We start from the raw sequence: 14,392 nt of genomic DNA, 5'->3' as shown, positions 1-14,392 counted from the left end.
ATCACCCCGTACCCGCGCCGAGGCTCTCGGCGTACGACTGGATGTTCGAGGCGGCCTTCGCAGCGGTCTCCGTGCCCTTGGCCACGGCCTCCATCTCCTTACCCAGCCGGGTCGCGACCTGCTGCCAGGTGCTCACCTGCGGGAACGCCCGGGTGTTCTTCAGCTGCGTCAGGAAGGCGTCCAGCAGCGGCTGGCCCGCGATGGCGGAGTCGTCCCAGGCGGAGATGACCGCCGGCAGCGAGCTGTACGCCTTGTACTGCGAAATCTGGGTGCTCGGCTTCGAGATGTACCGGACGAGCTTCCACGACGCGTCCGCGTTGCCGCTGTCGGTGAGCACGCCCCAGCTGCCTCCGGCGGAGAAGGAGACGCTGCCTGAAGCCCCGGCCGGAAGCGGTGCGGTGGCGACGTGGGACGCCGTCCAGCCGTCCTTTTTCGCGGCGGTGTCGAGCTGGCCGACGACCCACGGGCCCGTGATCATCGTGGCGGTCTTGCCGGCGACGAAGTACGGCTGCGCGTCGAGGAACGTGGGCGTGGCGGTGTCGGCGGCGCCCGACGTGAAGAACGACGCGTTGTACTGGAGCGCGTTGACCATCGCCGGCGTGTCGAGTATCCACTTGCCGCTGGAGGAGAGCAGCGAGCCCCCGGCCTGCCATGCGTACATCGCGACGTCTTGGCCGTTGAAGATGTCCCAGCCGTTGTCGGCCCCGAGGCCGCGCCCGGCTCCGACGCCCTGGAGCGCCTTGAAGAACGGCACCATCTCGTCCCACGTGGTCGGCGCCTTGACGCCCGCCTTCTTGGCGAGATCGGAGCGGTAGACGAGCGCATAGGTGTACGCGTACCAGGGCACCGTGTAGGGGATGTCCTTGACCACACCGGCGTCCCAGAGACTCTTGAAGAAGCTGTCCGGGTTGACGAGGCCATCCGGAACGGCCTGCAGGATCGACGGATCGAGGAACTGCGCCTGAGACTCGGGGAAGAACTGGGCGACATCAGGCCCCTTGCCCGCCGCGATCGCCGACTGGAGCTTGGTGTAGTACTCGGCGTTCGGGATCAGCGTGAACTTCACGTCGACGTCCGGGTTCGCGGCCTCGAAGGGCTTGATGACCTTGTCGAGCACGTCGGCGTCGCCCTGGGCGGCCCAGACGTTGACGGTGCCAGTGGCCGGGGAGTCGTCGATGGGCTTGGCGGAGGCTTTCGCGGCGGTGGTGTCAGCGCCGCGCCCACAGCCCGTCAGGGCGAGGGTGCCGAGGAGAGCTGTGCCGGCGGTCAGTCTGAGGACGCCGCGTCGGGAAGGATTGGACACTCGGGGCTCCTGTCACATGAAGGCGCTGAGGGCAGCAATGTGATTTCCGGCGAAAGCAGCATTTTTGGTCTGATGGACCTCATGAGATCGATGGGTCCTAAGCGACTGATAGTGACGGTATGAATGATGTGTTTCGGCCACATGGCTGACCCATCACGAATAATTTCGGAACTTGTAGCGAAATCGACCCGTACGTTTTGTCGGAGCAGTCGCCTGCCTCACCTGGAGCTTCGACGCGCGGTCGGCCGCAGCCTGGTTGAAGGGTTGTCAGCCGGGAGGGCCGGCGGGCTCGCGCCAGACGTCAGGGGCGACGACGCCTAGGGAACGCCCGTACGGATCGAGGATGTGGCCGAGCAGCTTGTCGTGGCGCAGAGTGATCTCGCGCTGGACGACATCGAGGGTGGGGTGGGCGGCAGCCAGATGTGCCTCGAAGCGCACGATGTCGGCCACGGAATGGAGGCTGGCTTGCAGGATGAGGTTGTGCGGGCCGCTGATGGCGGCACAGTTGCGGGTTTCGGGGAGCCGGACGTCGAGGGTGTAACGGGACAGGGCGCGCAGGTCGGAGGCGGCCACCGTGGCGAGGAGGGAGTGGTCGCCGGCCGAGCGCTCGATGGTGAGCATGTGCGCGTGAGCGCAGAGCGCGCGGGCAACGCCGTCGGTCCTGCCCGGGACGGAGTCGATCTCGACGAAGGCGGCGCAGACCTGCTCCCAGATCCTCGGGCCCGGTGAAAGCCCGATCCATGCCTCGCCACGCTCGGCCAGGCGGCTCCAGCGCCTGGCCACAGTGACCGGATCCACGTCGAGAGCACGGCCGAGATCGGTCCAGGAGCCACGTGGCTGCAGTTGCAGGGCGTGGATGAGCGCCAAGTCGTCCTCGCTCAGCAGCCTGGCACTACCCTGCATTCTGCTCCGCCGGGTGCGAGATTCCTGCGTTATCACAGCGTCCCGTAAGCAGTCTTGCACAGTGGTCACGAGCGCGCCGGAGGGTCCGGGCCCGAGTGAGAGGACGTGTGTCATGGAGAAGGCGTTCGGTTCCTACCAGGACGAGATCTACCTCGACGGACTGCTCGGCGTCGTGCCGCAGTTCCCGATCGGCTACGAGGAGCTAGAGGCAAGGGCCCAAGCCGCGCTGCCGGCGTCCGTGCGCTCGTATGTGGCCGGGGGCGCCGGGAACGAGCACACCCAGCGGGCCAACGTCACTGCGTTCGAACGCTGGGGGCTGTTCCCCCGCATGTTCGTCGGGGCCGCGCAGCGGGATCTGTCCGTCGAGCTGCTGGGGCTGACGCTGCCCTCTCCGCTGTTCATGGCCCCGATCGGCGTCATCGGCCTGTGCGCCCAGGACGGGCACGGCGATCTGGCCACCGCGCGGGCCGCCGCTCGCACCGGCGTCCCGATGATCGCCTCCACCCTGTCCGCCGACCCGATGGAGATGGTCGCCGCAGAACTCGGCCCCACCCCAGGGTTCTTCCAGCTGTACACCCCCACCGACCGCGAACTGGCCCAGAGCCTGGTCCACCGTGCCGAGACGGCCGGCTTCAAGGGCATCGTCGTCACCCTCGACACCTGGCTCACCGGCTGGCGCCCGCGCGACCTGAGCACCGGAAACTTCCCGCAGCTGCGCGGCCACTGCCTGACCAACTACACCTCCGACCCCATCTTCCGCGCCCAGCTGGAGCGCACCCCGGAGGAAGACCCGCAGCGCGCGATCCTGCACTGGGCCCAGGTCTTCGGCAACCCGCTCACCTGGGACGACCTGCCCTGGCTGCGCTCGCTCACCAGCCTGCCGCTGATCGTGAAGGGCCTGTGCCACCCCGAGGACGTGCGCCGAGCCAAGGACGCGGGCGTGGACGGCATCTACTGCTCCAACCACGGCGGCCGCCAGGCCAACGGCGGCCTGCCGGCCCTCGATGCCCTCCCGGCCGTGGTCGCGGCCGCCGACGGCCTGCCCGTCCTGTTCGACTCAGGTATCCGCAGCGGCGCGGACATCATCAAGGCCCTCGCCCTGGGCGCCACCGCGGTCGGCGTCGGCCGGCCCTACGCCTACGGCTGCGCCCTCGGTGGCACCGACGGCATCGTCCACGTCCTGCGCTCGCTCCTGGCCGAGGCCGACCTGATCATGGCCGTCGACGGCTACCCCACCCTGGCCGACCTCACCCCCGAAGCACTCCAGCGCATCCACTGAGGGCCGTCGCCCCCCTCGCACCGCAGGACCTACGCGGCTCCGCGTTCGGCATGCTCGCCACATGGATGGTGCTCGCCCTCGTCGGCTCTGGGCCACCCGCACCGGCGGCTGGGACGCGTGACTCACGCCCGGCAATTCATGCGAGGTCGCTCTTGTGGGCGATGTTGCGGGAAGCGTTCAGGTCGGCGTGCGCAACGACGCCGCACGACCCGCACTGGAACCGGGCCCGGGAGGCCCGGTTCCGTTCGTCTGCGTAGCCGCACTCGCAGCACGGCCGGCTGGGAGACGTCAGGGCGGTCGGAGTGTGTGTCCTGCGGCTATGCCAGGCCCAGGCCCAGCCGTACCGCGCGCTCGACGGGGGAGTGGGCGCCATCGTGGCGGTCCAGGTCGAGCGGACCGGTCGGCATCAGCGGGGGCTGGGCCATGAACCGTGGGACAGTGCCGCGGTTGGCCTGGGCCGCGTGGACAAGGAACGGGTGGCAGAGGTAGACGTCACCGGCCAGCCCGGTGGCGAGTGCCAGCGGGCTGGCCGGTGACGTCGAGCCTGTCCGCCTTGTTCATGGCCACGCAAAGGGCGAAGACATCCATGCCCTTGTCACCGGCGGACTGCAGGAACGACGGGACGTCCAGGTGTGAGCCGACCTTGATCCTGGTCGGCCCGGTCTCGGCGTCCACGTCGGAGAAAAGGAACAGCATCAGCAGCGCCCGGCCGTGGGAGTTGAGGTTGAGCCAGTATCCCGTTTCTCCTTCGGGGGTGTAGCCGGCGTCCATGTGCCAGCCGGTGTCGCCTGGGTCGGCCGGGTGCGGGAACCGGATGAGAAAGGTGCCGAGACCGACGCGTGGTGCCCACCGGCCCGGGCCGACGAGTTGGTCAAAGGCGCCGTGCAGGCGCTCGGTGGTGACCGCCCGCTGGAACGGCTCGTCCGAGTAGCCGCCGAGCCTGACGACGGGCTCGGTCCAGGTCGCCGGGTCGTCCGCGTCGAGCCGGGTCTCGCGCCACAGAAATGCCCGGCACTCCTCTGCCAGTGAACGCGGGAACGCCTCCGGAAGACGGACGAAGCCGTCCGTGACGAACCGCTCGATCTGATCCGCTGTTAGCACACCACCCATACGGCCGATTCTCGACACGCTCGCGAAGATCGGCAACCGTGTTTCCCCGGAGCCCACCGACCGCCCATGGCGACAGCGATCCCCTGTCAGCGGCACGCCGGACCAACGATCCGATGATCGGAAAGAAGCGGCCTAGGTGCCGTGTATGCGCAGCCGGTGCTCGTAGGCGAAGATGACGACCTGCACGCGATCGCGGAGCTGCAGTTTGGCGAGGATGCGGGTGATGTGGGTCTTGACGGTGGCTTCGGTGAGGAAAAGGCGTTCGGCGATCTCGGCGTTGCTCATACCGGCGGCGATGAGGTGGAACACATCTTTCTCACGGGCTGTCAGCTGGCCGAATTGCGCGGCGGCGTTGTTGTTGTGGGGCCACGGGGCGATCTGGGCGAAGCGATCGACAAGGCCGCGGGTGATACGCGGGGTGAGAACGGCGTCGCCGGAGGCGACGGCGCGGATCGCCGCGTGCAGCGCGTCCGGGACGACGTCCTTGAGGAGGAATCCGCAGGCTCCGGCGCGGAGGCCTTCGAAGGCGTATTCGTCGAGGTCGAAGGTCGTGAGGATGAGGACGCGGGAGGCCGTCGCGTCTGTGATGTGATGGGTCGCTTCGATGCCGTCCATGACGGGCATGCGCACGTCCATGAGGACGACGTCCGGCAGCGTCCGCCGCGTGATGTCGACCGCTTCCTTCCCGTTGGAGGCTTCGCCGAGGACCTTGATGCCCGGCATCGTGTTGAGGAGGCTACGGAAGGCCATGCGGACGAGTGCCTGATCGTCGGCGAGGAGGACCGAGATGGTCATCGCGGCTCACCCAGCCTCAGCTCACCGGAGACGACCCAGCCTGATGCGGTGGGACCCGCACGGAGGTCGCCGTCGAACATCGCGACCCGCTCCCGCATCCCGGTCAGCCCGTTCCCGGCACCTCCCTCAGCGTCGGCATTGGGGGCCGGCCTGCCGTCGTCGGTGACGCTGAAGCCGACCGTGTGGGAACCGACGTGCAGAACGACGTCCACCTTGGACGCGCCCCGGGCGTGCTTGACGACATTCGTGAGTGACTCCTGCAGAATCCGGTAGATCGTCGTCTGGACGGCCGCACTGAGGGTTTCCCGTGGGCCGGTTTCGGTCAAACGGACGTCCAGACCGGTGCCGCGGGTCTCGTCCACGAGAGCCTTGAGCGAGTCGAGGTCCGGCTGAGGGGTCCGGTCGGCATCGCCGTCCGCCCGCAGTACGCCGAGCAGCCGACGCATCCCGGCGAGGGACTGCCGCCCGGTCGACGCGGCCTGGAGCATCTTCCCGCGAGCGCCCTCCGGATCGGCCGCCGTGGTCGCGGCCGCGGCTTCGGAAAGAGCGACGACGACCACCAGACCGTGGGCGACTATGTCGTGCATCTCCCGCGCGATCCTGGTGCGCTCGGCCGCCGCGGCGAGCTGTGCCTGCTGGGCCCGCTCCTGTTCGAGGCGTTGCGCACGGTCCTCGATGGAGGCGAGGTACCGGCGCTGGGCCCGCACGGTGGTGCCGAGGAAGAACGCCGCGGCGGCCAGGCCGCTGAGGACGACGAAGGCGTCGTTGACACTGTCGGACGGCGCGAAGCGCACCGCCACCAGGATGACCCCGAGCTCGACGGCCGCCGCCGCGCTGAGCGAGTACCGCAGGTCCCGGTGGGCGGCCACGGTGTAGAGCGCGACGAGCACCGCGAACTCGGAGAACGAGACGGTGCCGAGCGCCCAGGTCGCCATCGCTACTGCCCAGCAGAAACAGAACACGACGACCGGTGCCCGGCGGCGCAGCACGAGGGGCCAGATCACCGTGATCGCCAGCACCCAGTTCAGCATTCCGGACCGGTTGTAGAGCAGCTCATGCGCTGCGGCGACCGTGCAGATGACAGGCGGCCCGAGAAGCAGCACGGGTGAGAGCGTCAGGCGCGCCCGAACCAGCCGGCGGCTCTGTCGCAGGTATTCCACCTGGCCGAGTACGTCGGAATGGCGGTCGTGGGCAGTGGAGCCGCGCCGCGACCGTTGAGCAGCGGCGGGAAGCTCCGGGCCGGGTGGGATCACTGTGCCGAGATTACGGAATAGCAGGCTGCGCGGCATCAACCGAAGGTCGTACATCTTCGGGAAAGTCACCACCCACGTCGGATCTGCAGCGCCCGACTCAACAGAGGTCAGACGAAGGTCGTATGACGGCCACCGAGATCAGACCGCGTGCTGACGACTGGCGCAACCGCTGCTCCTAGCGTTGTGAGTGCACGAGCGGATCGGCCAATGGTTGCCCTGCTGACCGCGTTTGGGTTTCGCCGTGTGTTGAATGACGCCCTGGCCTTCTCCCAAATGGAAGAAAGTGATATGAGAACACGACCCGAGACCATGGCCATGAAGGTGCCGGAGATCGCACTCATCTTCTGGACAGCGAAGCTGTGCACCACCGGCTTCGGTGAGGCTTTCTCGGACTACGTCTTCTTCAACGACTACATCGGGCAGCATCGGGCGATGGTCATGGGTCTCGGACTGCTCCTCGCATGCTTGGCCATGCAGATCGCCACCACGAAGTACATCCCATGGGTCTACTGGCTTGCGGTGACAGCCGTGAGTATCTTCGGGACGATGTCGGCGGATTTCCTCAACAAGGATCTGGGCATGCCGCTCTACTCCTCCACGCTGATGCTGGTGGTCGTCCAGATCGCCGTCTTCGTCGCCTGGTACGCAACACAAAGAACCTTGGACGTGCACAGCATCAACAATCGTCCGCGGGAGCTGTTTTATTGGCTGACCGTTCTGTGCACCTTTGCACTCGGGACGGCCGCGGGCGACTTCGTGGCCACCACTCTGGGGCTCGGCACCTTGGCCTCGACCTTCGTCTTCCTGGGGGTCATTCTGGTCCCGGCAGTCGGCTACCGCTGGTTCCGTCTCAACGAAGTCCTGGCTTTCTGGTTCGCGTACACCATCACCCGACCTCTGGGCGCCTCCTTTGCGGACTGGCTCTCTGTACCTGCTCCGTATGGGGACGGCCTTCAATGGGGAACCGGACCCATCAGCCTGATCTTCGGGATTCTGCTGGTGGGAGTCATCGCACTGATCAGTTCGCAGCACCGCCGATCAAACTCCCCGAAGGAAGCGCTCCTGGAGGTGACTGCTCAGGACGGTTGATCACGCGGTGAGGGCAGCAGCGAGAGGTTTCCGGTGAAGAGGTCGCGGAGGAAGGTGAACGGGTTCCGGCCGTGGGTGGCGGTGGACAGGTAGGAGCGCGCCAGAAGCCGGCGGTCGCAGTCGAGGGTGCGCCGGCACCGCCGTCGGTATTCGGATTCTCGAATACCGACGGCCCGCTGTCGTCACGCTGCTTGCGGATCCATCACGGAAGCGACGAGGCGATTCACTGCGACAGGAGGAGGTAGTCGATGTTGAAGCCGCCGGTCTCGCAGTAGAGCGTGACCACCTGGTCTCCTTCGGAGAGGCTCACCGGCACATGCACGGATTGGTAGGAACCCCAACCGCCTGTGTCCGGTACGGACACCGTGGCCAGCGTGGTACCGCTGCTGTCGCGGAAGGACAGAGCGTTCGGGACGACTGGATCGCTGCGCGCAACACCTGCGAGGTCGTCTGCGGGAACCGCTGTCACCACGATGCCCGGGGAACCCGCGGAGCCGGATATGGGCCGGAGTCGACGCCGGCAGCCGACCCCACAGATGGACGCAGATCGGCGGGCGGAATCAGTACGGTCGCTCCGACTCGGCTGTGTTCGCCATGGCATGCCCCCTCTGCCGGCCTCCGAGGGGAGTGCGCGCGGACGTGTTTCCGGTGGTGCGGCTCAGTGGGCGCTGTGATCGACTCATGCCACCGCCGGATGAACGGCGAACGCGGCGCTGGGCGACAGGCAGCGGAGATCCGCGATGCCGACCTGGGGGTGCATCTCCGTCTCCGTAGGACGTCAAAAGATTCCTTCCAGGTGGAGAGGTCAGCACGCCGGCCGGTGGGGCAACGGCCGACTTGGCTGAGTGTCCACGAATATGACGAGTCATCAAACCACCTCCGCCTGCCAACTGCCTCATCGAGACGAGCAGATCGAAACAGTCTGTGAACCTTCTGTCAACGCTTGAAGAAAGTGCCTCCTTCGTCTTCGGCGCCCCTGGCCCGGCGGCCGCCGCCGAGGTGCTCGGCACGGGCTCACGCTTACAGCTGGACCGGTGAGCTGCCAGGGTCGTGAACTCACACGGCGGTGCCGTCGAGGTGGCCGGCGGTCCGGGACACAGCGCCTTCCGCGTGACACTGCCGGGGGCCGGCACACCGCTGCTTCACCGACCCCGTAACTTCATACATCCGATGGATGAGAGAAGAGAGTTGCCTATGTCCTGTAAGAAGCATTGACAGGGCATCACAACGCTCCAATCATCGGATGTCATGACCGAACTTCCCAGACGTCAGGTACTCGGAATGACGGCAGGAGCGGCAATCGGCGCCGCTCTGATCAGCCCGGCTACAGCCGAGGCGAGTCCGCTCCTGGGGGACTCGTCGACAGCCCAGGCACCGGCGGAGCCAGGTGACGGCTGGGGCACAGTCCCCGCGGCCGTCCCCGTGCCGCTGGAGTCCTGGTTCGACAACGACGGCATCGACACCGCCGACGCCCGTGGTGGCGACTTCGACGGCTCCGGCTACACCTTCCCCGGCGAGGAACTCCCTGCGGGCGAGCTGGAGATCGACGGGATCACCTACGCCTTCCCGGCTTCCGGGGCGGGGGCCGAGAACAACATCGTGGCCCTCGGCCAGCGCGTCGATCTGCCGCAGGGCCGCTACCTCTCCGCCCTCTTCCTCACCTCCTGCAGCTACGGAGCGGCGTCGGGAACGGCCACCGTCCACTACGCCGACGGCACCACCTCCAGCGGCGGACTCGGCGGATCCGACTGGTACTCCGGCAGCGGCGCCCTGACCGCCCCGTACCGCTACGACCCGAACGGCAACAAGGACCAGCACCAAGTGGTCATCGGCACCTCCGAGCTCGCCATGGACCCGTCCAGGGAAGCTGTGGCAGTCACCCTGCCCGTCACCCACAGCGCGACCGAGGGCAACGCGTCCCTGCACATCTTCGCGCTCTCCCTCCAGCCGGCCGCGCAAGGACGTGCGTTGTCCCTGCGCGACACCCACTCGACGACGTCGCTGCTCGACCACGGCGCGCAGAGCGTCGAGGCCACCGTCGTCAACGCGGGCACCGTCGGCATCCTCGCGTCCGACGCGCTGACTCTCACGGTGGAGGTCCCCGGCGCCCGTACCGTCGCCCCGGCCACGATCGCCAGGCTCGCTCCAGGCGACCAGGCCCGGGTCAAGATCGGCATCCGCTCCTCGCCGGGCACCGCACCCGGCACCAGCAGCAGCGGCCGCATCACCGCCACCAGTCACGGGCGCCGTGCCGCTGAGAGCACCCGCGACCTGACCCTCGGCATGCCCGACTACCAGCCCACGGACGCCTCCCTGAACACCCATCAGGCACCGTACTGGTTCCAGGACGCCAAGTTCGGGATCTTCATCCACTGGGGCGTCTACTCCGTGCCCGCCTGGGCGCCGGTCGGTGTGCAGTACGCCGAGTGGTACTGGGCGCAGATGCAGGACCCGAACAACCCCACCTACGCCTACCACCGCGACACCTACGGCGAGTCGTTCGCGTACGACGACTTCATCCCGATGTTCCGCGCGGAACGCTTCGACCCGCGCGCGTGGGTGGAGCTCTTCCGCGACGCGGGCGCCCAGTACCACGTCCTGACGTCCAAGCACCACGAGGGCTTCGCGCTCTGGGACACCAAGGTCTCCGACCGCAACTCCGTGAAGAAGGGCCCGAAGCGGGACATCATCAAGGAACTCTTCGCCGCATCAAAGCGGTACACCCCCGAGCTGCACCGCGGCCTGTACTTCTCGATGCCCGAGTGGTTCAACCCCGACAACCCCTGGCAGGGGCACGGCCCGCGCAACCCGTACACCCTCGAACCCCTGCCGTACACCGGCTACACGGCCGGGAAGGACTACGTCAAAGACCTCCAGGCCCCGCAGATGCTGGAGCTCATCGACAACTACGACCCCGAGGTCATCTGGTGTGACATCGGCGGCGACAACGACAGCCACCACGTCCTCGCCGACTACTTCAACCACGCCAAGGACCGTGCGCGGCCGATCGAAGTGACCGTCAACGACCGCTCGGGAATTGGCCCGCACGACTTCACCACGCCCGAATACACCACGTACAACACCGTCGTCACCGCGAAGTGGGAGGCAAGCCGGGGCCTGGACCCGCGCTCGTACGGCTACAACCGGGCCACCCCCGACGACCGGTACATGACGACCGAGGAGGTCATCCACTCCCTCGTCGACATCGTCTCCAAAAACGGCAACTTCCTGCTCGACATCGGCCCCCGCGCGGACGGCACGATCCCCGAGATCATGCAGACCAGGCTCCGCGAGACGGGGCAGTGGCTCAAGACCAACGGCGAAGCGATCTACGGGAGTACGTACTGGGCGCGAATGCCGCAGCTCGGTGACGACCTGCGCTTCACCATCAAGCCGAACCAGGCGTTCTACATCCACTCCCTCGCCGAGCCCGCCAGCACCCTCACGGTCGAGGCCCCTGTCCCGGTCCGGCCCGGAGACCGGATCACCATGCTCGGCCACGACCGGCCGCTGACCTGGCGTACGACCGGCGACAAGCTCGTCGTCGACGTGCCGGCAGCTGCCCGGAGGGCGGGGCAGCACGTCTGGGTCTTCAAGATCGACTGGAGGTCCTGACGGGCTTCCCGGCGCTGTCGACAACGCCCGGCCGGGATCGGCCCTGACGTCCTCGACGTGATCGACGCGACGAACTCCCCTCGTGACAAGGGCGATTGGCCGCCCCCACTCGAGTTCATCGTCTGCTCGCACTATGGCTGCCGTCCTGGCAGGGCGCTCCACTGGAGGAAAACGATGAGAAAGCCAATCCGCGGAGTGCTGGCCGCGTTCACCGGAGCGCTCCTGCTCTCCACGGGGATCGCCGCGGCCGGGGGACCGACGGCCAAGGCCGAGGACAACGGCCTCGGCGCTAAGCCCGCCATGGGCTGGAGCAGCTGGAGCTTCATCCGCCGCAACCCGACTGCCCAGAACATCGAGGCGCAGGCAAAGGCGATGAAGGACAGCGGCCTGACCAAGTCCGGCTTCATCTACGCCAACGTCGACGACTTCTGGTACCACTGCCCCGGCAGCCAGGGCCCGAACGTCGACACATACGGCCGCTGGGTCACCGACGAGACCGCGTTCCCGCCGAGCGGTACGGAGAACGGCATCCAGGTCGTCGCCGACTACGTCCACTCCCTGGGCCTGAAGTTCGGCCTGTACGTCACCCCCGGCATCTCCAAGCAGGCCGTCGCCCAGAACACTGCGATCGAGGGCACCGCGTACCACGCCCAGGACATCGCCACCACGACGGCGGAGCAGAACTACAACTGCGGCGGGATGGTGGGCATCGACTACACCAAGCCCGGCGCGCAGCAGTTCGTCAACTCCTGGGCGGACCAGTTCGCCGGCTGGGGCGTGGACTACATCAAGATCGACGGCGTCGGCACCCCCGACATCCCCGACGTGCAGGCGTGGTCCGACGCCCTGAAGCAGACCGGGCGCCCCATCCACCTGGAGCTGTCCAACAGCCTGGACATCAACAACGCGGCGACCTGGGCGAAGTTGTCCAACGGCTGGCGCACCGGCGGCGACATCGAGTGCTACTGCGGACCCAATGGCAGCAGCTATCCGCTGACGCAGTGGTCGTCCCTGTCCTCCCGCTTCAACCAGGCCGCCAACTGGGCGCCTTACGGCGGCCCCGGCGGCTTCAACGACTACGACTCGTTGGAGATCGGCAACGGCGCCAATGACGGCCTGACGCCGGACGAGCGCCAGACGCAGCTGAGCCTGTGGTCGCTGGCGGCCTCGCCCCTCATCCTGGGCACCGACCTGACCCACCTCGACCCCACCGACCTGAGCCTGCTGAGGAACACCGACGTCCTGTCGGTCGACCAGGACGCCATCGACGCCAAGCGGATCTCCGCGGACTCCACCACCCAGGTGTTCGCCAAGACCGAGAAGAGCGGTGACGTGGTCGTCGGCCTGTTCAACACGGGCTCGACCCCCCGGGCCGTCTCCACCACCGTCGCCGCACTGGGGCTGCCCACGGCACGCGACTACTCCCTGCAGGATCTGTGGAGCCACAAGCAGACCGAGTCGACCGGCACGATCGCGGCCGACGTCCCGCCGCACGGCGTGGCCCTGTACCGCGTCCACGCCCTCGATCACGTCATCCGGGGTGTCGACCCCGACGTCTCGCTCGCGCTGAACTGGGCGCCTGCGGCCGGCGACAGCACCCAGCGCACCGTGACCGAGGTGCTGGCCGATAACGGAGCGACTCCCATCACCGGCGTCGACCTCAAGCTCACCGGGCCCTCCGGCGTGACGGTCACCACCAGTTCCAGGACCAAGGTCAGGAAGGTGAAGGGCGGCAGTACGGCACAGGCCACCTTCACGGTGACCATCCCACCGTCAACCGCGCTCTTCACCTCCAGCGCGTGCCACGCGTCCGCGACGTACCGGTACGTCTCCGGCACGACCGCTCAGCTGTCGGTCGGTGACACGATCACCGTCAACCACTCCGTCCTGGCGCCCTACAAGACGTTCGCCGCGACCACGTCCGACTTCAGCCAGTCCGGCACCCAACTCGGTATCCGCGCCCAGGGCGCGGACTTGTGGGACAGCATCAACGAATACGGTTCCATCTACCTGCCGGGGGCCGAGCACGACGGTTCCACAACCACGGTGAAGATCAACTCCCAAGCCGACACCGACGTCTGGGCGAAGGCCGGCATCATGGTCCGCAATGACATCACCAGCGCCGACACCTCCCCGGGCTACCTGGCCCTCGTCGAAACCCCCGGCAACGGCTATCTCCTTGACTGGGACAGCAACGGCGACGGCCGGCTCGACTCCCAGGACTCGATCGGCACGGCCACCTACCCCTCCTGGCTGAAGCTGGTCCGCAACGGCACCACCTACAGCGGCTACTACTCCACCGACAACACCACCTGGAACCTCGTCGGCACCGTCACCGTCCCGACGGCGGCGAACACCCAGGACGTCGGCCTCGCCGTCACCTCGCACGCCCCGGGAACCACCGGCGAGGTCGACTTCGACGGCTTCACCACCAGCAATTAGCGCTCCGCAGATGATGTGATGCGCCGGGTTGCCCCGCGGGCGGGCGCGATGCCTGCCCGCGGGACACCCGGCAAACCCAAGTGCCACGGCGCTGTGACGATGCCCTGTCAGCCGCTACGCGGGCGACGACGTTGATGCTCTTCGGAGCGGGGGGCGTTGATCACCGCCCCGGGCCGCATCGAGCCGCGACTCGGGCGACGAGAGCGCCGGGGCACGGCCAAGGGGGCCGAAGACGTAGGCGACGTTGTCGAGGCAGGTCCGACGCAGCCGTCAGTACCTCTCCCAGTCGGTCCACCGAGCCGGCCTTCGCGTCGGGCTTCCTCGATCCGGGTGATCAGGTTGTCGCGTACTTCGAGGAGGCGGGGACGCCGGGCGGGCTCCGGACGTGCTCCCAATCAAGCGGGGCGGACTTACCCGCGGCCTGGCGCACGAGACCGAATAGCGCAGGGCGAGAACACTGCCTCTTCACCAGTTGAACTGGAGGAGTGGGAGCGGGCCCGGCTCAGCGAGAAGCTCAACCCAGTTCCGCCGGATGATCACGAGCACGATCGGCCCGCACCTGGCGCTCTTCCCCAAGAGCACCTGGGCCTCTCCGCCCGTCAG

The 14,392-nt window shown here is 67.6% G+C and carries 11 protein-coding genes; 4 read left to right on the top strand and 7 right to left on the bottom strand.

Annotated elements, in window-relative coordinates:
- Position 1: 1 nt before the first annotated feature.
- Entirely contained in the window at positions 2–1,303 is a 1,302-nt protein-coding gene (locus tag ACFXJ5_RS14585) for an extracellular solute-binding protein (protein ID WP_384630709.1), read from the bottom strand.
- A gap of 267 nt (positions 1,304–1,570) precedes the next feature.
- A complete protein-coding gene (locus ACFXJ5_RS14580) occupies positions 1,571–2,206 on the bottom strand; it encodes an Lrp/AsnC family transcriptional regulator (RefSeq protein ID WP_384630708.1) in 636 nt (211 codons plus the stop codon).
- A 112-nt stretch (positions 2,207–2,318) separates the two neighbouring features.
- On the opposite strand from ACFXJ5_RS14580, the gene ACFXJ5_RS14575 reads away from it, so the two are divergent.
- On the top strand, positions 2,319–3,485 hold the full coding sequence (locus tag ACFXJ5_RS14575; protein WP_384630707.1) for an alpha-hydroxy-acid oxidizing protein: 1,167 nt from the start codon (positions 2,319–2,321) through the stop codon (positions 3,483–3,485).
- A 136-nt stretch (positions 3,486–3,621) separates the two neighbouring features.
- On the opposite strand, the gene ACFXJ5_RS14570 is transcribed toward ACFXJ5_RS14575, so the two are convergent.
- From ACFXJ5_RS14570 to ACFXJ5_RS14555, 4 genes are all read right to left on the bottom strand, one after another.
- Positions 3,622–3,777, bottom strand: coding sequence for a zinc ribbon domain-containing protein (locus ACFXJ5_RS14570; protein WP_384630734.1), 156 nt, complete (start codon positions 3,775–3,777; stop codon positions 3,622–3,624).
- A 200-nt stretch (positions 3,778–3,977) separates the two neighbouring features.
- Positions 3,978–4,631 (bottom strand): phytanoyl-CoA dioxygenase, encoded by a 654-nt coding sequence (locus tag ACFXJ5_RS14565; protein ID WP_384630706.1) that lies wholly within the window; start codon positions 4,629–4,631, stop codon positions 3,978–3,980.
- A 96-nt stretch (positions 4,632–4,727) separates the two neighbouring features.
- A complete protein-coding gene (locus ACFXJ5_RS14560; protein WP_384630705.1) occupies positions 4,728–5,390 on the bottom strand; it encodes a response regulator in 663 nt (220 codons plus the stop codon).
- Positions 5,387–6,493 (bottom strand): sensor histidine kinase, encoded by a 1,107-nt coding sequence (locus tag ACFXJ5_RS14555; protein ID WP_384630704.1) that lies wholly within the window; start codon positions 6,491–6,493, stop codon positions 5,387–5,389. Before ACFXJ5_RS14555 ends, ACFXJ5_RS14560 begins: the two co-directional genes overlap by 4 nt.
- 357 nt (positions 6,494–6,850) lie before the next feature.
- Here ACFXJ5_RS14555 and ACFXJ5_RS14550 point away from each other — a divergent pair, with 357 nt between their 5' ends.
- Positions 6,851–7,732 carry a hypothetical protein gene (locus ACFXJ5_RS14550; RefSeq protein WP_384630703.1) on the top strand — a complete coding sequence of 294 codons (882 nt, stop codon included), beginning with the start codon at positions 6,851–6,853 and terminating at the stop codon, positions 7,730–7,732.
- Between the two features lie 223 nt (positions 7,733–7,955).
- Here ACFXJ5_RS14550 and ACFXJ5_RS14545 read toward each other — a convergent pair whose 3' ends face one another.
- Complete coding sequence (locus ACFXJ5_RS14545; RefSeq protein WP_384630702.1) at positions 7,956–8,333, bottom strand: carbohydrate-binding protein; 378 nt, start codon at positions 8,331–8,333, stop codon at positions 7,956–7,958.
- 680 nt (positions 8,334–9,013) lie between these two features.
- Between ACFXJ5_RS14545 and ACFXJ5_RS14540 the strand changes: the two genes are divergently transcribed.
- Complete coding sequence (locus ACFXJ5_RS14540) at positions 9,014–11,347, top strand: alpha-L-fucosidase (RefSeq protein ID WP_384630701.1); 2,334 nt, start codon at positions 9,014–9,016, stop codon at positions 11,345–11,347.
- A gap of 174 nt (positions 11,348–11,521) precedes the next feature.
- Positions 11,522–13,789, top strand: coding sequence for an NEW3 domain-containing protein (locus tag ACFXJ5_RS14535; protein ID WP_384630700.1), 2,268 nt, complete (start codon positions 11,522–11,524; stop codon positions 13,787–13,789).
- Positions 13,790–14,392: the final 603 nt, after the last annotated feature.

Origin of the sequence: Streptomyces sp. NPDC059373, from assembly GCF_042751495.1 — a bacterium.
Taxonomy (GTDB): domain Bacteria; phylum Actinomycetota; class Actinomycetes; order Streptomycetales; family Streptomycetaceae; genus Actinacidiphila.
The sequence above is the reverse complement of the archived record's forward strand: the minus strand, read 5'-3'. Positions and strand labels throughout refer to the sequence as shown.